The following is a 21,481-nucleotide window of genomic DNA, read 5'->3' on the forward strand; positions in this document are numbered from 1 at the left end:
AGTACTAACACCGATCAACCCGAACCACCCCACGGCCCATGGACCGCAATTGCGGATCAAACCGGTCGGCACGCGCAGTACGCCATCAAGGGCTTGACCTGCTGTTTCACCTGATACTTCCGTTGATGACACCGTTCCCGGACCCTCCAGTTCCCGCTTGATCATCACCGGTCCGGAAATCTGAATTGACCGTCGAATGGCGCGGTACTCCAGCGCTCCCGCATCACCGTCGCCATACATGGATGCTGCGCGGCCTGTTCTCGATCGTCGGGCATGCTTACTTCTGCTCGACCTGCAGGTATGCAGAACCCAGCCCTCTTAGATTGCCTGATAGTTGCTAACGTCGTGTAATGGCCATGTCTCGGCGACGCTGTCTGACGACCTCGCTCGGGGTTGCGTTATCGGCCTGGTGGGAGGTTGGGTGCGGCGTCGACCGCGATCCTGACAAGCGGGTTCTCGCACACGTCACCTCGACGGTCCCGGCACGCACGACAGACCCGCCGGCCGCAGACGACAACGAGCCTCCGAGTCTGGCCGACCTCTATGCCCTACGTACCGGGCCCGCGCCGATGGGCGCTGATCAGTGCACGCTCACCGTGCACGACATCGGGCCGTTGACCGTGCTGTCGGGCCGGGTCGAAGCCTCCGATCCGTTCGTGAGTCTCGGCCGGGGCTTGGTGGTTTCGGTTGCCTCCGGGCAGATTCCAGTGGTGCTCACCGTCGCGGAGGTGCCGTACCCCAACGGCGACACCGAACTCCGCAACGCTTACCTGAGCCTGGTCTTCAGCGACGATCCGCCCGTGATGGTCGAGAACGTCACGCCGGAGGGAAAACCACCCGCTCCTCCCGGCAAGATCTACGGCGTATCCGTCGATTCCGGTCTGGCCGGTTTCGTCGACGCGCAAGCCGTCGCCCAGGTCCCCGACGATATCGACACCACGGTTCTGGAAACCGGGCGCCCCGGCGCCTGGATCGACCTGTTCAGCAAAGACCCTCGCATCCCCAAATACGCCAACACTGTTGTCCCCTTCGCCCCCGACCATCAGAACATCGTGTTCTGCGAATCCGGTTGGGGCGACGGATTCTGCCCGCTGCTGGCCACCCGCACCGATGACGGCCGAATGACCGCCCTGCACTTGGATTTCGGCGTCGTCTACCGCGATTGACCCGACCGCCAGCGGCGTGGCACGAGGCGCGGCCAGAACCGGCGCGTCTGGGTCACGACCATGAACCCGTCAACCACCGCTTGGCTGTCCGAGCGCTGGAACACGAGTGCGAAAGGCGGTCCGTCGAGTAGGTTCGGCATGCTTGGCGGATCTTGTCCTTGATCGATTCGGGGTTGTCGTAGCCGTCGTCCCGGTAGACGTTGGGGACCTCGAGATCGCTGGCCAGCTCGGCGAGCCCGGGATCAGCCTGTTCGACCGTATGCGCCAATTGATGCAGTAATGCGGCAATGCGTTACGACGCCCTGGGCGGCAACACCCCGACCTCCACCCGGGGCCTCGCGGGTATCCATCCGGTGGACCGGCCGGTGGATCCACTGCCGGACGACACCGCGCCCCCGCCGCCCGATCCCGGCGACGGCAAAATACCCCCGCCTCCCCCCGTGGACCTCGCACGACAAGGGGGCCCCACCATGGGGATCCCAGCCGATCTGGTCACGTGCCGACGACCTGGCCTTCAAGGCGGCCATCCTCGAAGCCCTACCAGCCATATCATCGGTCTGGCCGCATGTCACAAGCATGCTCCGGCATTATCTCGGCAACACCGGCAACACCGTGAATCTCGATCCAGCCGAGCTTATGACCGAAATCCCCGAGTTCAACGATGAGGTCAATCGCACCATACATAATCAGGTTGCGGAGATTGTGGCGCAAGCGGTCGCGTCTGGCAACTACGGCAAACCCACACCGTTCGGTACCGGGTGGCTCGGATTCTACCCATCACCCACAAAGTATCCGGATTGGTTTCGGGCGATCGGCGGATTCGATTACTCTGTCGGTGGCGTGGTGACCGTCTATCCGCCATCGACACCGGGCGGTAATCCTATTGTGCATGTCGAGTCCCAGGTCGATATTGCAGACCGATACAAATGGGACACCGGAAAAGAGAGCAAGATCGGACCCTTGACAATCGAAGACGGCGACATACAAGCCCTGCAGACAGCTGGGTTGGCTCGGGAATTCAACATCGAGGGCCATCATCTAATGCCGACCTTCCAAGGTGAGTTCATTGTGTAGGCCATCGAACTGGCTCATTGCCATCGTTGTAATTGCAGCAGTTCTGGGAACCGTGGTCGTCGTTGGTGTTGCGAAGAAGTTCCATTTCGACTCCGGCAGTAAACCGACCTGCATTCCGGACGATCCGGACGCCGCATTCAGGATGGCGCGAATCGACCTACCACCTTCCGCGGTCGTTGAAAGTTTCGAAGTCAATTGCGATCGTTTCTATAATTTCGATGCGACCATTCGCATGAATTCCGCAACCGTAGACAGTTTGCTAGCCTCATCACAATTCAAAGATGTACCGACGGTACTCGACCGACATGGCGTGAAGTCATGTCACATCTCCGACCATGTGTCAATACCCGGATGGCAGGCAAACATCCAACGTGAAATAGAATATCCCGATTGCGCTCGATCACCCGATACCGTTTTCCTCAGGATCGCGACCGATTATCCTACGCCCGTGTCCTGAAAGAAAGACGATTGGTGTGAGGCTCTGTTTCTAAAGCACCGCCGGTTCGAGGGCAGCTTTGCTGTGTGGGTATCGATAGACCAGGATCGCGCCGTAATCGTCGGCCCAGCCGGGGATCCGGTTCAGGTTCGCGAATGCCACGATCAACAGCAGCAGACCCAGGGCGAAGCCACCGAGCGCGACAACGGTCGGGTTCACCGCTTCCGGCACGGAGTCCGCGCGCGGCGGCGCTGCGGTCTCAACAGTAGGCGTGGTGTCGGTCATCAGCGGGTCTACCTTCCTGCGCTAACGTGCTGGGGTCGATGGCGAAGGGGTTGGGGCACTGGTGGTTTCACAACCAGATCGGGTCGCCGTAAACCGACAAGTTGTTGTCGGCGTCCGCAGCGGAGACCGCAGCTGTTGCGAAGGATCTGATGGTCACTGGCCCAGCACACGCGTCGACCTTGATCTCGACCTGCTCGGCGGTGACCGAAGCACGCGGCCCGGCAAGGGGTTTCCATCCAAACGCGATCGTGGCGATCGCGCCGGGCTTGAGGGTGGTGGAGATATTCGGGGTCACCGCGGCCCGCCCACCGATGGTGACGCCAGGGAACTGAGAGATGGCGACCGAGGCGTTGGGCCCGATGGAGAACCCCAAACCCAGGGTCAGGCCATTGGAAACGTCCACAGCACAACCGATCTGAAACCCCAGGGTGACGGTGCCGGTCGTGATCGGTTGCGTGCCTCGCCCACTCACCTCGGCGATCGCTTTGAGGCTGACGAAACCTTCTCTGCTGACTGGCGAGTTCGCCAAATTGGGCCAGCGGTCGAGGTTCTCGTTGGTCTCGGCGATGGCAAGGGCCCAGCCGTCGTCGGTGACGGTCTGCCGGGACTTGTCGGCGATCGGATCCGCACCGGCCGAACCAGCCATCCACCCACATGCCAGCAACATTGCGGCCATTGCGCGGCCAACACCGGTGATCTTCGGTCGTAGCGTAGGCACGAGTGGGGTTCGAAGATGACGTCACTCGGATGAGAGCCGAGTACCAGCAGAGAATCACTGAGGACGCTCGAGAAGAAGTCCGGCCTGATGCTGATCGTCGGGCGGCTGAGGCGCGGATCGCCCCAGAGGTGGCTGAGGCAATCGCCGGTTTCGCTCGCTTCGCCTTGTCAAACGGCGCGCATTACGTCCCGCTGTACCGCTGGCGTGACGTGGATCAGTCCGACGGAGGCAAGAAGCGCAAGTACAGGAGGGTGGGCTCGGTGCTGGCGTGTATCGCCTGGTCGTCAAGGAGTTCCAGCAATTTCGGGTGGTGGGAACCCAACGGCACGGGCATCACCCAAGACGGTCGCGTGGTAGTCGATGCGAGCTTCTATGACGGTGGCTTCTGGCGGTCGCCCGGCCTCGCCGACGGTATCGCGGTTGAAAACTTGGGAGCGCATCCGAACCTGCCAGACTGCTCGAGCACGCCGCGGCGAGTCTATTCGCGCCCACAAACCTGCCGACGGGCCGAAAGCCCCTGGAGGACGGGATCATTCACTTCGGTCCACCAAGGTATTCCTGAAACGGATGCGACGCGGGCCTGTGGTGGCGTGGCCGCGCGGGTCGGGCGAGTGGCGATGAATTTCGAGGCTGCGGGTCCGACCAGGCCGCCGACCAGCGTAGGCAAATCATCAACGACACCTCGCCCTCGGTATTGGCGGCATGGAGCAGTCGACCACGGGTACCCCCAGTGTGAGAGGGTGGTCGCGGACGATTCCCCGATGGTAGTTCCCACGTTCGATGGCCGCGGCTCCTCTCGCGTCGCATATCTCGACATCAGCCCGCCACAAGGCCCGGTACCCGCTTCGCGCCGAAGCCATCCCGTGCCACAACACGAGCCGCCCCGAACCCTTGTCGAGCGAACAGCTACCCGCTGGACGATGTTGCGCTGATGACGATGGATGACACAATCGTGCGGTGAATCCGTTGCTCCGCCTCAGCCGTGTGGCGCTGGCATTCCTACTGGTGGTGCTGGCGGGCACCGTCGGTTATGCGGTGCTGGGGTTCGGTTTTCTGGATTCGCTGTACCAAACGGTGACGACGATAACGACGGTTGGATTCCGTGAGGTCCATCCGTTGACCCCGGCTGGTCAGGTGTTCACCATGGTGCTCATCCTTGTCGGTGCGGGCACCGTCTTCTACTTGTTCGGCATCCTGCTGGAGGCTCTGATCGAAGGGCATCTGCGGCATCATCTGGAGCGGAGGCGCATGGACCGGCGGATCGATCGGATGCGCGGGCATGTCATCGTGTGCGGCTGGGGCCGGGTGGGTCGGTCGACGGCTCAGTTCCTGCAGAGTCTCGGCAAGACGATCGTGGTCATCGACAAGGACCCGGAACGACTGCGCGACATCGAATTCCCGCACATACTCGGCGATGTCACCGAGGACAGCGTGCTCGACGCCGCCGGCATCGCCCACGCTCACGCGCTGATCGCGGCCCTGGACAGCGATGCCGACAATGTCTATGTGACACTGTCCAGCCGTGCGCTGCGCGCGGATCTGGTGATCATCGCGCGGGCGCGCACCGAGAGCTCGAAGTCCAAACTGCTTCGCGCGGGGGCGAATCGAGCGGTCAATCCCCAGTTGATCGGCGGCCGCCGCATGGCCGCGTTCGCACTGCAACCCAATGTCGCCGAGTTCCTCGATGTGGTCATGCACGAGGACGCCCTCGAATACCGGATCGAGGAAATCGGTATCGGCGCAGGTTCCGAGTTGATCGGTCGCACCCTCACCGACACCGCCCTACGCCGCAATACCGGCGCACTGCTGCTGGCGCTGCGCACCTCCGAGGGCCGGTTCATCACCAATCCCACGGATGAAACCGAGCTGCACGCCGGGGACATCCTGATCGTCCTGGGCACCCCGGCTCAACTCGACGCGGTACGAGCCGAGGCGACACCCCAAGCCGACTAGCAGCCGCTACTCAGCGCTCCTTCAGTCGAACTCCGCCAAGCGATCTCACGCCGAACAGTAGACAGCGAAACGCTCGCGCTGCCGATGGGCGTGGCCGACACAGTCCGCGCGAGACGTCCGACGAGCTGGACCATCGGGCTCAATGAGCGGCGATTGTCATGGAAAGCCCCGACTTTCAGAGTCGGCATATCGAATCCCTCGCCGAGCATGTCGACGCAGACGATGATCCGGCAATCGCCGTTTTTCAACGCTTCGAGGGTCGCGGCCTTCTGTCGAACAGCCTGACGGTGGTAGAGGATCCGCGGCTCGAACTCCGGCGCCATCTCCGCGTAAAGAGCGTGGATCTCCTCCGCGCGTTGGCTGGTCCCGGCTCTGGCCAGCAGTACATGGTCGAAGCCGGTCTCCCGGTCGGCCCGGAGCCGGTCGAGGGCCGCGGCGGCGCGACCGCGGTCCGGGTCGTCCAAGTTGAGCACGGCCGCGAAATCGATCCGGCTGAAGTACCCCTCCCGCTGGGCTTCTCGCAGCGGGAAACGAAAGATCGTTCTGCCGGGCAGGGCTTTGCCATCGGACCGAAACGGTGTCGCGGTGAACAACAGCACGGGGCGGCCGGTGAACTGCCGGATTACCGAGCGCCAGGTCGCGGCGGCGGCATGGTGTGCTTCGTCTAGGACGAGATGGGTGCATTCCTCGAGTAGTGCGGCTCGGACCTCGGATGCCATGGCGTTCAGAACGCTGGGCGTGGCGACAATGACGTTGCAGGCCTTCGCAAACAGCACGGCCTCGCCAGCATCAGCGAAGGCATGCTCGACGCGCCCGACGCATGGGCGTAATGCCGACAACGCAGTGATGCCTTCCTTGCGCAGGATGCCCAGGGTCTCGAACTTCGAGGCCACCTGCTCTCGCAGCGCAACCGACGGCACCAGCACCAGCAGACGCTCGGGGCGACGCGCCACCATCCACGCCAGCATCGTCTCCGTTTTCCCGGTCCCCCGTCGGCATGACGACGACGGCCGGCTCCTCCAGCCCCGAGGACTGGTAGCCGACGATGGAGTGCAGGGCGCCGATCTGCGGTCGGCGCAAACTGTTGGGCTCCCCGGCAGGTTGAAATCCGATCGCTCCCCGGTATGAGTCCAGCACGACGGCCGGGGTCGACAACTCACGACTGCCCGACCAGCTCTCGCCCCCGGAGGCGAGCAGTTGGCGAATGGCGTTGCCGCCGAGGTGAAGCGGTGACGCCCAGACCTCGGCAACCGACTCGGACATCTCTGCGATCCCCCACTCCCGTGTGCGATAGGTGCGGCGATCCCCCTGATACGAGCACGAGCCGACGCAACGATGACCAATGGAATCCAACCGGCAATCCAGTCGGATGAGAGACAAATGATGCCCGCAGAACTGACGAAACATGCCAATAGCGCACGGCCAGCAACCGTGACGGCGGGCCTCGGCCGGATCAGCCCAGCCGGTGCGAGGAGAGGGACATCGGCCACTCGCCTCGTTAGGAAGGTCCCTGTTCCGGGGGCTGGCGGCGGTCCGACACTGTGTGTACGCGCAATCGAAACGGGGTGCTGCCGTGATGAATCGACGATATCTGCTCGTCGTCGCGCTGGTGGGTGCGATCATGCTCGCGGTCGCGTTCACCGTTCTGGTTGTCGGGTACGTGGGGTGGGGTCGATCGGATGGCATGATGGGCGGCCACGATCCCGGCACGGCGATGGGCGCGCGGCTGCGCGACGCGCCCGGTCCCAGGGTGAGCGAGGAGGACGCCACGAGGCTCGGCGCGCAGACTCCGATCGATGCCGCGGTGGACCCCTCCCGCAACAGCATCACCTTCATCGGCCCGGACGTTCGGCTGGTGGTGCTGGCCAGTCCGGTGATGCCCGCGGAGGATTTCCGAATCGTGGGGCTGATCGACCCCACCATCACCGTGCCCGAGGGTGCGCGAGTGCACATGCAGTTCATCAATGCCGACGACGACATGGCACACGGTTTGATGGTCACCCGCGACCCGTTTCCGATGATGATGACGTCTCCGGCGTTCCGCGGGGCTGAGGTGACGGCGCTCGGCGATGCCGGTATCGCGGGAATGCACACGCAGACAATTGATTTCACCGCCGATGTGCCTGGCAGCTACCGGTACGTATGCCCGGTGCCGGGTCACGCGGAGAAGGGCATGTCGGGCGCTTTCGTCGTCGTCGGCGGCGGATCCTCCGGCAGTTGAGCACTGTTGTCGATGACAACTGTTGGCTCGACGGCGGGCCGCACCGTCACGAGGTGCGGGTGCGGTGGATTCCGAGCCCGTCGAATTCCACCAGGACCATCGACGGCAAACCGGTGGCGGTTCCGATGCAACGGGTGCGCGCCAGACTTCCAACCGACGTCGGCGTGGTACCACGGTCACTGTCGGCCCGCGACATTCGGCCCTACGGTCGTATGCCGACCGGGCGCATCGTTGACACCACACCTCAGCTGGCGTTTCCGCGTCGGCCTGGGGTCAACCCGCTCGAGCCAGTCCGGGTCAGCCCGGACGGGCTCCGCAGAATCGAGGTGAGACGAATGAACGGTCGAGCCACACCGCGGGTGATCGTCGGCGTGGACGGTTCAGAGTCGAGGAAGTCGGCCTTGCGCTGGGCTGCGCGGCAGGCAGCCCTGACAGGTTCTGAACTCCATCCGATCCAGGCATGGCAGCTTCCGCCCAATCACGGCATGCCGGTGGACTATTCCGATGTCGACTTCGCGGCCCGAGCCCACAAGAACCTCGAGCACATCATCCGGGAGGTCTTGGGTGAGCACCCGACGACGCCGGTCACGCCGGAGGTTCTGGTGGGTCATCCGCCGGCGGTGCTGATCGAGGCGGCCGCGGACGCCGATCTGCTGGTGGTCGGGAGTCACGGCCATGGGGCCTTCAGCGGCATGCTGCTCGGCTCGGTCGGCCAGCACTGCGCCCAGCATGCCGCCTGCCCGGTCGTCATTGTTCGCACCGGCGATCGCTGATGTCAGGGACGGTGTGAGGTAAGCGGTTTCAGCGCAGCTGCAATCGCACCATGGGAAGGGTGTCCACCGGCTTGCCGGTGGCCGCCTCGATCGTGCCGCGTAGTTTGACCCAGGCCTTGGGATGCCGCTCGATGTAGCGGTCGAGCGCCGCCGCGGATTCGGCGGCCGTCATCGGCGTCGCGGTCGCGGGCAGGGCGCGCCGCGCGCCGACCGAGACCCGCACGTCGGGGTGTGCGGCGATGTTCCGGTACCACTGGGCCTGGACGCCGAATCCGGACACCACGATGTACTGGTCGGACTTGGGGTGGTCGACCACCTCCAGGACGACGTATCGACGTTGCCCGCTGCTGCGGCCGATGTGCTCGAGCATCAACAGTCGGGTACCGAACAGGAAACCGAGTCCGGCTCGGTAGAGGGCGATGGGGCTGCGGACCACCCACCGGGTTTGTAGCGCTCGCGCGCCGAGCTTGGAAGCGAGCTTGGGCGTGGCCATCGGTCGTTCTCCTTCGACGGGGGTTGCGGATGTCATTGGGCGCGTTCGCGAACGACGTGGGCGATGCCGATGCGTCGCACCAGGCGTGCCGCGGGGAGTTGGGAGAGGGCGGCGGCGATCAGCACCGCGAAAACCGCGAGAACCGGCGCGGCGATGCCGAAGGAGAGCCCGAAGGTGAACATGTCGCTGGTGAACGAGCGCAGCAGTGCCCAGGCCGCGACGTATCCCGCGGCGAGTCCGATCGGGACCGCCAGCACGGTCGCGGTGAGATTCTCGGCGGCGAGCGAGGCGGTGAGCTTGCGGACGGGCACCCCCGCCGCGCGCAGGGTGGCCAGCTCGGTGGTGCGTTCGGCGAGGTGCACCGTCATCATCACGTAGATGACGGTGAAGGCCAGCAGCGCGCCGAAGATCAGCATCACCGCGATGAACGCCCAGAACAGCCCGAGGAACTGATCCACCTGGTTGCGGATCGCGTGGGAATCGCTGTAGGCGACGACTCCGGGCAGGTCGGTGATCTTGGCGCGTAAGCCATCCCGATCGGCGCTCGCGGTGAACCGCAGCAGATAACCGTGCAATCCGGCACCACCGACATCGGTCGTGGTCGCTCGGGTGGCGTAGGCATAGGTGCCCAGTGGCTCGTCGAGCAGCCCCTTCAACTGCTCGGTTCTCGGGATCCCGAAAGCAGGTGTGACCGTGAGGGTGTCGCCGACCGAGACGCCGAGCTGCTTCGCGACCGCCGCACCGGCGAGAATGCCGTTCTCGGGCAGCCGAGCGCCATCGCCCGCGCTGACGCGGAAGCCGTGCATGGTGGTATCCGGGAGCAGTCCGGTCAGCATGGTGGAGTATGAGCGCCCGTCGGCGGACAAGGTCACCGGCGTCATGTCGGCGGGTTCGACCTCCGCTACACCCGGGATCGAATGCAATTGGGCCGCAAGCTCGTTCGACTGCGCCGAGACCAGGACCGTGGCGTCCTCTCGTTCGACCCGGTCGAATTGGATGTTCAGGGCCGAGCGCATGCTGGTGAGCATTCCGACCGAGGCCAGGATCAGTACCAGGGCCAAGACGGCGCCGGTCATGGTGGCGATGGTGCGTCGTCGCCCACGTGCCAACGAGCGCAATGTCATTCGTGCCACCACCGGCAGCCGATGCCAGCCTATTGTCGATCGGGACCACCGCCCGGCCCTTGCCGGTCGCAGCCCGTCGCCGCGCATGGCCTCGGCGGGAGCGAGGCGTGCGGCGGCCAGCGCCGGAACCACGCCCGCGACGACACCGGTGACCAGACCGAGAGCCAGGGCGGCGAGTGCGGTCGAGGGCCGATGGTCGACCACGGTGTCGGGGATTCCGACCGCCTTGGTGTAGGCCGCGGTCACCGCGGAGGTGGCGAAGAATCCGCCCAGCACACCGAATGCCGTGCCCGCGAGCACCATCGCGACCCCGTAGCCCGTGTAGTGGCCGATGACGGTGCGCCGACGCGCGCCCAGGGCCAGCATCGTGCCGATGATCGGCCGTTCGGCCAGCACGATCCTGGTGATCAGCACATACGCCGCCACTGCGGCGGCGACCAGGAACAGGGCTGGGAAGGCGACGGCGAGTTCGGAGAATCCGCTGAGGTCCTCGTGCAAGGCCGCGTTGGAGGGTTGGTCGGCCTTGGTCGTCACGTCGACCGCACCCGCCTCGCGCAGCAGCCACGCCACCTGATCGCGCTCGGATCGGGTTGCCGTGGACCGCATCTCGACGAGCGTCTGGGTTGTCCCGGCGTTCCCGGTCAGCCGCGCCAGCTGATCCTGCGGGGCGAACACGACCGCGAAGCCGTGTGGATCCCCGAGCACTTCCTGGCGGCTGCGGGCGGGCCAGAGGTATTCCGGTGACCAGGCGATGCCGGAGACGGTGAGCGTGTGCCAGTTCGTGCCGTCGAAGACCCGCATGTCGCTGCCCACGTGCAGACCGAAGGTCCGCGCGGCGTGGTGTTCGACGACGACTCGGTCGAGATCGGCCGGGGCCGGCGGCGTTCCGGTGGTTACGTCGATCCGGTTCACGCCGTCGGGTCCGCTCAGGCCGACCACGCGGCCCAGCAGCTTGCCGCCGCCGATCGACAGCGGCACATCGGCCTGGGTGCGCACCGACACCCCGGCGACTCCCGGCGCTTCGCGCACGGCGGCCGCGATTCGCTCGGAATCGCCGCCGATGGCGGTGAAGTCGGCGAAATGCAGGCGGGAATATGTGCGTTCGTAGGAGGTTTCGAGATTGCGGAAGGAGTCGTAGCTGGCGACGAAGAGCAGCACGCCCAGCAGAACCGTGACCGCGACGGCGGCAACTTGCGTCGCGCGACGCCGCAGATCGCGCAGAACCTTGCGATGGAGGGCTCGATGCGAGGCCATGAACACCGCCCTCACCACCGAATGTCCGTGGCGGCAACCGGATTCGCGTTCACCTCGTCGGCGACGACTCGGCCGTCGCGCATGCGGATCACCCGGTCGGCCAGGCGCGCGGCGACCTCGTTGTGTGTCACCATGACCACGCCCCGACCAGCGCGGCTGGTCCGCTGCAGCAGCTCGAGCACGCCCTGCCCGGTCGCGACGTCCAGTGCGCCGGTTGGCTCGTCGGCAAGCAGCAGGTCCGGGTCGGTGGCCAGCGCCCGCGCGATCGACACCCGCTGCTGCTGACCACCCGATAGCTGAGCCGGGAAGTGATCGGCGCGATCGGCGAGCCCGACGGCCGCCAGCAGCTCCGGCACCCGGGCGCGCTCACCACGCCCGGTCAGCTCGACGATGACCTCGACATTCTCCCGCGCGGTCAGGGTCGGGATCAGGTTGAAGAACTGGAAGACGAAACCCACATGGTCACGCCGGAACTCACCGAACGCGGCGGGATCACGCCCCGAGATATCGTCACCGGCGACAGCGATCGAGCCGCTGTCGGCAGCCTCGATGCCGCCGATCACATTGAGCAGCGTGGTCTTTCCCGAACCGCTGGCCCCGAGCACGGCGACCAATTCCCCCGGCTGGATCTCGAGGTCGACATCGACCAGCGCGTGTACCGCGGCCTCGCCGACACCATAGGTCTTGTTCAGCCCGTGCACGATGACACCGCCCCGGCGGCCGTCACCTGCCGGGGCCGCCTCCTCCTGCTTGCTCATCCGACTTCCCCTCGCTCGTTCGACACTCGGTCAGTCCCGCCGCACGCAGCAGCGGCCCCGTCACATCCACCGCACCCAGGCTCGAATCGATCAGACGATGCAGGATGAGCCCGTCCAGCAACGCCACCACCACCGCCGCCGTCGCTTCGGGATCGGCCACCGCGCTGTTGTCGCGGAACCACCGGGCCAGCACGGTCCGCGCCTCGGCGACCAGCCCGCCCAGTTCGGCGCGCAACCGCTCGTGGCGGGTCGCGGCGAGCATCATCTCCGTCATGACCACCGTCGTCGGATCGATGGTGGTGTAGGCGGCGATCGCGGCCAGCATGCCGCGCATCGCCTCCGGACCAGGCAGGGCCATCACCCCCGCCATCACCGATTCGTACTCGCGCCGCGCGGCCTGCACCGAGGCATCGATCAAAAGATCGGTCACCGACGCGAAGTGGTAGTGCACCAGCCCCGGTCGCACTCCCGCGCGGTCGGCCACCATGCGAGTGGTCACCTCGCCCCAGCCATGCTCGGCGACGAGGTCGACCGCTGCCGCCATCAGGCGTGCGCGCGTCTCACGACCTTGCTCGACCGAGGTGGCCATCTCCGTCCTCCCGCCTTGGACAATCGCCTTGGGCGTATGCCCAAGCTATCAAATTCTATTGCACTATGCAATAGTTGCTTACTGCCCATATATGGCGAGGCGCTCGCCTCGCACGCTCCAGACTCCCGCCATGCTCCCTTCACGATTCCGCAGCTCTCACCCAGAGGAGGCAATCATAGAAGTGCATAGGGCAACTATTGCATCAGGCCCCTATCCGGTAGCCTGCCGAACTGTGACGCGCGACCCCTACGCACTCCGCCCCGTGCACCCGCCGACGATCCTCGATGCGGGAATCGCCGTGCCCCACCCGAATCAGTTGACAGGCAAAGACCTTCGCGTGCCGATCCGATGAGCCTGACCAGCGACTGCCTGTTCTACGTCATGATCGCCGCGGCGGCGGCCGCCGTGCTGACCACCTTGGCCGCCTGGAATTCGGTACGCGGGCCACGATGGACGCGCTTGCTGACTCGGTTGTTCATGATCGGCATGTGCCAGGCCACCGCCGTCGCGGTGCTCGGCCTGTGGGTCAACGACAATTTCGCTCTCTACAGTTCCTGGAACGATATGCTGGGCGAACCGCCCGCCGCCGATATGCAGACCGGCGCGGGATCCGGCCCCGTGACTTTCCAGGATGTCGGTGACCAGGTCGTCTCAACCGAGTACACCGGTCCCCGGTCGCACCTGCGCGGCAAGGTCCTGGTCTGGACTCCACCCCAATACGACCAGCCCGAATATCGGGGCTACCGCTTTCCGGTGATCATGCTGCTGCACGGCGTCCCCGGCACGCCCGGGGCCTGGATCAAGGGCGGTCACGCGACCACCGAGCTCGCCGACATGATGCGCAAAGGTCAACTGGCACCGGCGATCCTGGTGATTCCGCGCGTCGATCCCGGCGGAAACACCGACTGCGCCAACATCCCCCGCGGCCCGCAGACGGCGACCTGGCTGGCACAGGATGTCCGTGCCCTGGTGATCACCCATTTCCGCGCCATCGCCGAGCCATCGGGCTGGGCGATGGCCGGTGATTCGACCGGCGGCTATTGCGCAATCTCACTACCCCTTCGGTATCCGGCGGCCTTCGCCACCGGGCTCGGCTTCAGTCCCGACGATTTCCACGGCGACCCTGACGTGGTGCCCAGCCGCACGCTGCGCCGGTTGAACGACCCGATTCGCTTGGCGGCCAACGGACCCCGGGTCGCGCTGCTCGTCGCGACGAGCCGCCGCGACCGGTTCAGCACCCTCGCCAACGCGCAAGCCCTGGCCGCCGCCGCCAAAGCACCCACCCAGGTCGCGCCGGCACTGATCGCCGACGACGGCGGGCACAACTGGGGCACCTGGCGCGCGATGTACCCGAAGGCCTTCAGCTGGCTCAACACCCATCTCAGCCCGCCCGAGGGACCCTCCGCACCAACCGCTCTGGCGGTAGGACGGCCGGGATCCATCAGATCGCTACCGACTTGCCAGCCCGCGGATCGGTGTTCCGGCCCGCGTTGACCGCATTCGCAAACCCGAGGCGAACGACCAGGCGTACCCGCTGTGCGCACCGCAAAGGCCGGGTACAGCCGCTACCGACGAAGGATGGTGAGGCTGTGACGATCTCCGCGTCAAGCTACGCGACGCTGTCGGATCCGGATCTGTTCGACGACATCAATACCTTCGCCCGCAATACGCGGTGGCTGCACGCCCCGATGCACGACCTGACAACCTACGGCCCGGTACTGATCGGCGCCCTGCTGCTGACCGGTTGGTGGAGCGCCCGCACCCGAGCCGACGCTCGCGCCGTCGCGGCTGCGGGGTGGGCCGGAACGGCGGCGCTGCTCGCACTGGCGTTGAACCAGCCGATCACGAGCGCGGTCGCCGAGACCCGGCCGTGTTCCACCCGCCACGACATCCTGATACTCGTCACCTGCCCGTCCGATTACGGATTTCCCTCCGATCACGCGGTCCTGGCCGGCGCGGCCGCGGCGGGTCTGCTGGCCTGCACCCGGGAAGTCGGCGCATTCGCCGCGGGATTCGCTGTGCTGCTCGCGTTTTCGCGCGTCTACACCGCCGCCCTCTACCCGCACGACGTGCTCGCCGGACTCACCTTGGGCGCGGGCTTCACAGTGCTGGGCTGGTGGCTGCTTGCGCGCCCCCTCACCGCGCTGACCGAACTCATCGCGGGCACACCGCTGCGGCCACTGGTGACGGCCGAGCCGAAGCGGCCCGACGAGGGCGAGTCCTACAGCGAAGGCACTGAGCGGCGGGCGCAGGGCACGGGTGGTGACTGATAAGGACCTGAAGTTCAGGTCGGCCCATGCGGAGGCTCCAATCCGACGGGGCCCAGGTGTGGGCCAGCTGGTCGACGGTCAGGCGGGCGGTCATCGCGTAGGTGGCGGCGGTGATCAGATCCCCGGCGCCGTCGGCGACGGCATGCACCCGCAGGATCCGGCCCGATTCGGCGTCGGCGACGATCTTGACCAGGCCGCGAGTATCGCGATCGACCAGCGCCCGGGGCACATTCGACATCTCGAGGACCCGGGACCGGCAGTGCCATCCGGCCCGGGCCGCCGCGGCTTCTGTCATTCCGACGGCGGCGATGGCCGGGCTGGTGAACGTCACGCGGGGTACGGCGGTGTAGTCCAAGGCCCGGTCCGCACCGGCCAGGGCGTTGTCGGCGACCACCGTGCCCTGGGCGGCGGCCACGTACACGAACTGCGGGCCGCCGGTCACGTCTCCGGCTGCCCAGATCCGTGGATTCGTGCTGCGCTGGCGGTCATCGACGATCACCGCGCCCAGTTCGCCAACAGTCACGCCGACCGAATCCAGGTGCAGCCCTCGGGTATCGGGCCGTCGTCCGGTGGCCACCAGGTCGCTTCGGTCTGCGACGGCCACCGACGCCGGTGCGCCCGGTACCGAGACCGCGTGCACGCATCTGGATGCCACGGCGAGATTCTTTCGCGCCCTGTCGGATCCGACGCGACTGAAGCTGCTGGAGTTCGTCATCGCCGACGAGCGCACATCCGCCGAATGTGTCGAGCACGTCGGCATCTCCCAGCCCCGTGTCTCGGTCCATCTGTCGTGCCTGTCCGACTGCGGATAGTTCGTCGCCCGCCGGGACGGCAAGAAGCTGCGCTACTCCGTCGGCGATCCGCGGGTGGTGAATCTGGTGATGCTCGCTAGATCCCTCGCCGCCGACAATGCCGCCGCCCTGACCTGCTGCGGCCGCATTCCCGCCGCCGATCAATGATCGGGGTGCAGAACCGCCAGTAGCGCTTCGTAATTCACCCAGCCGATCACGGCCGTGCGATCCGCGTCCAGCACCGGGAGGCCGGTGCCGCCGTGCCCGGCGAGTGCGGTGACGACGTCGTGGAAGCCGGTGTCGGCGGTGATCGGCGGCAGCGTCCGGATCAGCGCGGCCACGGCGGCAGGCGGCTCGGGCGCGTCGAGGGATTCGGCGACATCGCGTGCGGACACGCAACCGCGGTACCGGCCGCGATCGTCGATCGCGGGGAGCATTCCGCCCGGAGTCTTTTCGAGCATCTTCGCCGCCGAGGCGAGATCGGAACTCTCCCAGAGCGATTCGGGGATGGGCTGGGCGAGGTCGGCGGCGGTCACGGCGGCGAAGGGGTGGTGCGGGCGGTCGATGTCGATGCCGCGGCGCAGGAGTTTGCGGGTGTAGATGGTGTCGGACGACAGCAGACGCGAGACCCCGGTCGCCACCGCGACCGCCACCATGAGCGGCAGGATGATGCTGTACTCGCCGGTGAGCTCGAACAGGATGATCACCGCGGTGATGGGTGCTCGGGTGGAGCCGCCGAGCGCGGCGGCCATGCCGACCAACCCGTACGCACCCGGGGATTCCGTTGCGGCGGGCAGGATCTGGTGCACGATCTCGCCGAAGGCGGTCCCGGCCATCGCGCCGATGAACAGCGTCGGCGCGAACACGCCGCCGGATCCGCCGATGCCGATGGTGAGGCTGGTGGCGAGCATCTTCCCGATCAGCAGCAACGCCAGCATGCCGAGCATGTACTTGCCTTCGACGGCGTTCTCCAGCACGGGATAGCCGACGCCGTACATCTGCGGCAGCGCGATCAGCAGACCCCCGAGCAGCAGGCCGCCGACAGCGGGCCGGGCCCATTCGGGTCCGCGCCAGGCCCGGTCGCAGAGGTCCTCGATCAGGTACAGCACCTTGGAGAAGCACACGCCCACGGCACCGACGACGAGGCCGAGCAGCAGATACAGCGGGTACTCGACGGGATTGCGGACCGCGAAGACCGGCAGCGTCAGAAATGCGGTGTTGCCCAGTATCGCTCGCCCGACCACGCTCGCGGTGACGCTGGAAAGCACCACCGCGCCGAAGGATTCGGCGGCGAAGTTGCGCAGGATGAGTTCCATGGCGAAGAACGGCCCGGCCAGCGGGGCGTTGAAGGTGGCCGCGATGCCGCCCGCGGCGCCACAGGCGACCAGCAACCGAACCCGTGGAGTGTCGAGGCGGATCAGTTGCGCGAGGGTCGATCCCGTGGCCGACCCGATCTGTACGATCGGCCCTTCCCGGCCGACCGATCCGCCGCCGCCGATACACAGCGCTGACGCGAAGGCCTTGAGCACCACCACCTTCGGTGCGATCCGGCCGCCGCGTTCGGAGACCGCGTACATCACCTCGGGCACGCCGTGCCCCCGCGCTTCGGGCGCGAACCGGTAGATGACCGGACCGTAGATCGCACCGGCCACCACCGGCACCGCCAGCAGGAACCAGAATCCGAGCGCGGGCCACTGCGCCGAGGCGATCCGGCCGAGTCCGGAATAATCGTCGTAGCCGGTGAACAGCCGGGTCGCCCCGGTGATCAGATACCGGAAGGCCACCGCCGCGATACCGGTCGCGGCGCCGACGGCGACCGCCAGCACCAGGATTCCGGACGAACTCTCCCGCAACCAGCCGAGGAAGGATCTGCGTGAGCCGAGGGAGATTCGGAGCCGATTCTGCCCGGCTCCGTCGAGCACCAACATGATTGCAGTATGCAATAGTTGCACTGCGCGCGGAAATGGGGGGTGTGAACAGACTGGTCGTCTGATCGACCGAGAGGATTGGTCGATCAGACGAACACGGGCGTCAACTCTTCGGTGACCGGTTCGGCAGAGCCCGAACCCGAATGGTCGTCTTCGTCGTCTGACCTGCGGCGGTGTGCCCATTGCAGCCATCCCAGGCCGATCAGCCCGAGCAGGGCGGTGCCGATTCCGATCTTCCAGCCGGGTGGCCGCCAGGACACAATCAGTTCACCGTTCTCGGTGCCGGGCGGAATATCCACGGCGAGGAAGGTTCCAGTAATCGTGTGGAAGCCGATGTCGCGACCGTTGAGGGTGACACGGTAGCCAGGCCAGGCCAGTCTGGCGAACACGATCTGCCCGCCGTGCGCGGAGTTGACGCGGATATGGCTGGTCACGCTGTCGCGCTCGAGGGGACTGGTCGCGACGCCGCGGGTGTCGGCGATGAATCCGTCGCGGGTCGAGATCGGGCCGTCCTCGCGTTCGAGGACCCAGATGTAGCGCTCGTGGCCGGGGTAGTCGACCCATTTCCAGCCCGGCGGGGCGGGTTGGCTGCCCGCGTCCGGGTACTGGACGCGTTGCAGCACAACGCGATCCACCTTCATCAGATCGACGTAGCTTCGGCCCGTGGTGGGTTCGGACGAGAAGGCCGCGCCGAAGGCGGCCGGGCAGGTGCTGCCGTCCCAGCCCATGCACAGCAGTTTGCTGAACTTCCGGTACCCGATCGGGGTGTAGGCGTTCACATAGTTCAGGTGCATGTTCTTGGCGTAGTTGCCGAACGTGAGCGAACCCCACGCCCCGGCCAGTGACTGCTCGGCGGGAGGCACCAGAGCACGGTCGGCGAGTTGCAGTGTGACGCCGCCGAAATGCGGGAATACCGCAGCCATCTCCGAACGACGTTCCGGAAAGTGATACGACATCGGCGTGGGCGACTGCACGCGCACCTGGTCATAGGCGATGGGGAACATGGCCACGATCGCCAGCGCACAGGCGGCCGCGACTCCGCGCGCACGGGCCAGCCACACCAGCGCCGCGGTGAGAGCCGTGACGACCAGCGCGGCAATCAAGTGACGGATCACCAGATGCGGTGCGGCACTGAAGGATCGAATGAACAGCAGGCCGATCAGCACCGCGGCGGCGGCGCCGCGGCGACGCCAGTCGGCGAAACTCCCGTAGCGGGACAGCGCCACGCACACCAGCACCAGCAGCCCGACCGCCAGCATCGGCAGCACCCGCGCGGGCCAGCGCAGCGGACCGATGCGTCCCGGCCCGGCCGTCCACATCAGGAACGTCACCACGAACAACGCCATCCCGGTGTGCTCGCGCCATGCGTTCCGCATGGCGGACCAGTCGATGAACGCCAGCAAAGGAATCAGGAACCAGGCGATGTAGACCATCGGCAGTGGCTGCACATATCCCCACCAACCGGTGAAGGCCGGGACGGTGCTCGGCAGACTCGCGTTCAGCGACTCCGACCAGCCCACGTTGAGGAAGTCGTCATTGAGGATGCGTTCGTTGCCCCGCCAGGTCACCGGTGAGGACAGCATGCCGGGTAAGTAGGTCTCCAACCCGGCCAGTCCCGCGCATGCCGCCACGGCCAGCAGCCGCAGCGACGGTCGCCACACCCGCTGGTAGAACACTTCCCCGACGGCGACCGCCCCGATCATCAGCGCGGCTTCGACTGCGGGAAAGACGTATTGGACCGAGATCGCCAGATACAGGAACACGAACACCGGGATCGGCCCGTTCCACCAACGCCGCCCCTCACACGGCGTTCGGGTGTAGCGGATTGCCGAGGCCCACGCGTGCAGCATCCACGCGGTGCCCGTCAGCGAGGTCGCCCAACTGGCCTCGTCGAAGAACAGGAACCATCCCGAGAGCGGAAAGGCGATGGCGGCCACCGTCGCCCACGGCGGCCGGGCCCCGTAGGCCAGGCAGACCCGGAAGACGCCGAGCGCGGCGATGATCGAGAAGATCAGCTTCACGATCGTGGCGTACAGCGCCAGGTTGTCGAATTCCGGTGCGAACCAGTCGACGAGCATCTGCGGTGGGTTGTAGAGGCCGGCCTCCTCGAGAGAGTAGTTGCCCGACATCCACTCCCATGGCACGAGGGCCGGGAATCGCCCCTCGTGCATGTGCCGCCCCAGCATGACCCACATCGGGCCGTACTGGGATTCGGTGTCATCGGTATAGAAGTGGCGCGGATTCGCCAACAACACTGACGCGTACCCCGCGACCACGCCGACGACGGTGGCAAATCCCCACCGGCACACGTCCATTCGAGCTTCGAACGCTGCACGCACTCCCACGAGTCGGAGACCCTACCCAATCAAAGCATTATGCAACAGTTTCTGTATGCCGGAGTCCGAATTCGCCCACGCGAACCGCGATGCGGTTACACGGAATCGGGGCGGACACGGCAGGATAGAGGGGGTAGGTGAATACCGAGTTTGCGGAGGTGGTCGCGATGGCGAAGGACGTGGTGGTCGGCGAGTCCGTGGACGAGATCACCGATGCACTGTTGGCCGCCTCTCGCCTGCTGGTCGCCTTGTCCGCGCGATCGATCGCGCTGGTCGACGAGTCCATCACCATCCCGCAGTTCCGGACCTTGGTCATCTTGTCCACGCGGGGTCCGTCGAAGGTCGTGACGCTGTCGAACGCGCTGAACGTGCAGCCGTCGACCGCCGCACGCATGGTGGACCGGTTGGTCGCCGCGGGCTTGGTGAACCGCAAACCGAACCCCGACTCCCGGCGTGAGCTGATCATCGAATTGACCACGCTCGGCCACCGGGTCGTCGACCAGGTGACCGCCCATCGGCGTCGCGAGATCGCCGCGGTGGTGACACAGATGCCCGAGAAGGACCGATCCAGCCTGGTGCGCGCGCTGACGGCGTTCACCGCGGCAGGCGGCGAACCACATCGGGATCTCGACGTCGACAGCTATCAGCTCTGATTCCGCACCGCGAGAGCGATAGAGGGCAGCACCGCGGGCCGAGGCGTTGACACGGCGATTCGCCACCCCTCCGCCTCCGGAATGGCCTTGTCCCCCACCCGGAACGCGGGCACGCGATCTTCGCCGCGAGCGGGTGCCTCGCCACCGGTGTGTCGCGATACGGAAGGCAATCGACATCGCATGCATCGCGGCGAGAGCTGGTCCCCCAGATGCGTCATCCAACGCGAGCACTGCCCGCAGCGAGTGGCGACCGGTGGGCCGATGACGTTTCCCAGCCCGATCATGAGCATGCCGAAGGCGGCGGCCAAATCCAGCGCGGCCAAAGTGAAAGCCAGTACATCCCAAGTCATGGGCCCTGCTCCTCAAAACGGAATGCCGGTTTCGCCCGAGCCCTCGGCAAGGTCGCTGTGCCGGTCGACCCACCCCGATGAGGCGTACGTCCGAGCGTAGCAAAAACATTCACACTGCAACCATTGCTTAGTGCATCAATTCCGTCTCGACAAGGCTCAACACCCCGAACATGCCTATTGGTCGGTTCTTGACATGGGCACGCGGCCGACGCACGATCATGACCACTCACCTGCACCCGCCGACAAAAAGAAACTCGCTGGTCGGTATTCTGGCGCGGCTATACCAGCACGACGAGGCCATAGGTCATG

Annotated in this window: 19 protein-coding genes and 2 pseudogenes; 9 read left to right on the top strand and 12 right to left on the bottom strand. The window is 66.1% G+C overall.

Features of this window, described 5'->3' with window-relative positions; all coding sequences use genetic code 11:
- The coding region (locus tag NS2_RS36820) for a hypothetical protein (protein ID WP_222594876.1) at positions 1-240 on the bottom strand (240 nt) is incomplete at its 3' end.
- A gap of 329 nt (positions 241-569) precedes the next feature.
- Between NS2_RS36820 and NS2_RS19700 the strand changes: the two genes are divergently transcribed.
- Both NS2_RS19700 and NS2_RS19705 read left to right on the top strand, forming a co-directional pair.
- The gene (locus tag NS2_RS19700; protein ID WP_033088942.1) at positions 570-1,166 is read left to right on the top strand and encodes a DUF4241 domain-containing protein; all 597 of its coding nucleotides are present in this window, start codon (positions 570-572) and stop codon (positions 1,164-1,166) included.
- A gap of 576 nt (positions 1,167-1,742) precedes the next feature.
- Positions 1,743-2,240 (top strand): hypothetical protein, encoded by a 498-nt coding sequence (locus tag NS2_RS19705; protein ID WP_147207242.1) that lies wholly within the window; start codon positions 1,743-1,745, stop codon positions 2,238-2,240.
- A 487-nt stretch (positions 2,241-2,727) separates the two neighbouring features.
- On the opposite strand, the gene NS2_RS19710 is transcribed toward NS2_RS19705, so the two are convergent.
- Both NS2_RS19710 and NS2_RS19715 read right to left on the bottom strand, forming a co-directional pair.
- Entirely contained in the window at positions 2,728-2,961 is a 234-nt protein-coding gene (locus tag NS2_RS19710) for a hypothetical protein (RefSeq protein WP_106852413.1), read from the bottom strand.
- 67 nt (positions 2,962-3,028) lie between these two features.
- A complete protein-coding gene (locus tag NS2_RS19715) occupies positions 3,029-3,607 on the bottom strand; it encodes an MspA family porin (protein ID WP_230464322.1) in 579 nt (192 codons plus the stop codon).
- 1,029 nt (positions 3,608-4,636) lie between these two features.
- Between NS2_RS19715 and NS2_RS19720 the strand changes: the two genes are divergently transcribed.
- On the top strand, positions 4,637-5,632 hold the full coding sequence (locus NS2_RS19720) for a potassium channel family protein (RefSeq protein ID WP_033088938.1): 996 nt from the start codon (positions 4,637-4,639) through the stop codon (positions 5,630-5,632).
- On the opposite strand, the gene NS2_RS19725 is transcribed toward NS2_RS19720, so the two are convergent.
- Positions 5,629-7,122: a DEAD/DEAH box helicase gene (locus NS2_RS19725; RefSeq protein ID WP_306455141.1), complete on the bottom strand. Its 1,494-nt coding sequence runs from the start codon at positions 7,120-7,122 to the stop codon at positions 5,629-5,631. The two genes, NS2_RS19720 and NS2_RS19725, sit on opposite strands and share 4 nt — an antisense overlap.
- 86 nt (positions 7,123-7,208) lie before the next feature.
- Between NS2_RS19725 and NS2_RS19730 the strand changes: the two genes are divergently transcribed.
- On the top strand, positions 7,209-7,853 hold the full coding sequence (locus tag NS2_RS19730; protein WP_033088937.1) for a plastocyanin/azurin family copper-binding protein: 645 nt from the start codon (positions 7,209-7,211) through the stop codon (positions 7,851-7,853).
- Positions 7,854-8,212: 359 nt separating this feature from the next.
- A complete protein-coding gene (locus NS2_RS19735) occupies positions 8,213-8,626 on the top strand; it encodes a universal stress protein (protein WP_235263970.1) in 414 nt (137 codons plus the stop codon).
- A gap of 28 nt (positions 8,627-8,654) precedes the next feature.
- Here the strand turns inward: NS2_RS19735 and NS2_RS19740 are convergent, their stop codons facing one another.
- The 4 genes from NS2_RS19740 to NS2_RS19755 are packed head-to-tail and all read right to left on the bottom strand — an operon-like array spanning position 8,655 to position 12,844.
- Complete coding sequence (locus NS2_RS19740; RefSeq protein ID WP_033088935.1) at positions 8,655-9,119, bottom strand: nitroreductase family deazaflavin-dependent oxidoreductase; 465 nt, start codon at positions 9,117-9,119, stop codon at positions 8,655-8,657.
- 32 nt (positions 9,120-9,151) lie between these two features.
- A complete protein-coding gene (locus tag NS2_RS19745) occupies positions 9,152-11,497 on the bottom strand; it encodes an ABC transporter permease (protein WP_036546451.1) in 2,346 nt (781 codons plus the stop codon).
- Between the two features lie 11 nt (positions 11,498-11,508).
- Complete coding sequence (locus NS2_RS19750) at positions 11,509-12,255, bottom strand: ABC transporter ATP-binding protein (RefSeq protein WP_052086646.1); 747 nt, start codon at positions 12,253-12,255, stop codon at positions 11,509-11,511.
- Positions 12,221-12,844, bottom strand: a complete 624-nt coding sequence (locus NS2_RS19755; RefSeq protein WP_052086645.1) for a TetR/AcrR family transcriptional regulator — start codon at positions 12,842-12,844, stop codon at positions 12,221-12,223. The genes NS2_RS19750 and NS2_RS19755 overlap by 35 nt, the downstream gene beginning before the upstream one ends.
- A 348-nt stretch (positions 12,845-13,192) precedes the next feature.
- Between NS2_RS19755 and NS2_RS19760 the strand changes: the two genes are divergently transcribed.
- Positions 13,193-14,338 carry an alpha/beta hydrolase gene (locus NS2_RS19760; RefSeq protein ID WP_052086644.1) on the top strand — a complete coding sequence of 382 codons (1,146 nt, stop codon included), beginning with the start codon at positions 13,193-13,195 and terminating at the stop codon, positions 14,336-14,338.
- Positions 14,339-14,433: 95 nt separating this feature from the next.
- Positions 14,434-15,114 carry a phosphatase PAP2 family protein gene (locus tag NS2_RS19765; RefSeq protein WP_063865022.1) on the top strand — a complete coding sequence of 227 codons (681 nt, stop codon included), beginning with the start codon at positions 14,434-14,436 and terminating at the stop codon, positions 15,112-15,114.
- A 46-nt stretch (positions 15,115-15,160) separates the two neighbouring features.
- Here NS2_RS19765 and NS2_RS19770 read toward each other — a convergent pair.
- A pseudogene (locus NS2_RS19770) lies at positions 15,161-15,694 on the bottom strand (oxidoreductase dimerization domain-containing protein); the annotation flags it as partial.
- On the opposite strand from NS2_RS19770, the pseudogene NS2_RS19775 reads away from it, so the two are divergent.
- A pseudogene (locus NS2_RS19775) lies at positions 15,684-16,073 on the top strand (ArsR/SmtB family transcription factor). The pseudogenes NS2_RS19770 and NS2_RS19775 sit on opposite strands and share 11 nt — an antisense overlap.
- Here the strand turns inward: NS2_RS19775 and NS2_RS19780 are convergent.
- The gene (locus NS2_RS19780; protein ID WP_052086643.1) at positions 16,067-17,833 is read right to left on the bottom strand and encodes a chloride channel protein; all 1,767 of its coding nucleotides are present in this window, start codon (positions 17,831-17,833) and stop codon (positions 16,067-16,069) included. The pseudogene NS2_RS19775 and the gene NS2_RS19780 sit on opposite strands and share 7 nt — an antisense overlap.
- An 86-nt stretch (positions 17,834-17,919) precedes the next feature.
- Entirely contained in the window at positions 17,920-20,148 is a 2,229-nt protein-coding gene (locus tag NS2_RS19785; RefSeq protein ID WP_033088933.1) for a putative glycosyltransferase family protein, read from the bottom strand.
- 188 nt (positions 20,149-20,336) lie between these two features.
- Between NS2_RS19785 and NS2_RS19790 the strand changes: the two genes are divergently transcribed.
- Entirely contained in the window at positions 20,337-20,822 is a 486-nt protein-coding gene (locus NS2_RS19790; RefSeq protein WP_033088951.1) for a MarR family winged helix-turn-helix transcriptional regulator, read from the top strand.
- Here the strand turns inward: NS2_RS19790 and NS2_RS19795 are convergent.
- On the bottom strand, positions 20,813-21,172 hold the full coding sequence (locus NS2_RS19795) for a hypothetical protein (RefSeq protein WP_143837498.1): 360 nt from the start codon (positions 21,170-21,172) through the stop codon (positions 20,813-20,815). The genes NS2_RS19790 and NS2_RS19795 overlap by 10 nt on opposite strands.
- Positions 21,173-21,481 lie beyond the last annotated feature (309 nt).

The sequence above is a fragment of the Nocardia seriolae NBRC 15557 genome, assembly GCF_007990715.1.
In the GTDB taxonomy this organism is placed as follows: domain Bacteria; phylum Actinomycetota; class Actinomycetes; order Mycobacteriales; family Mycobacteriaceae; genus Nocardia; species Nocardia seriolae.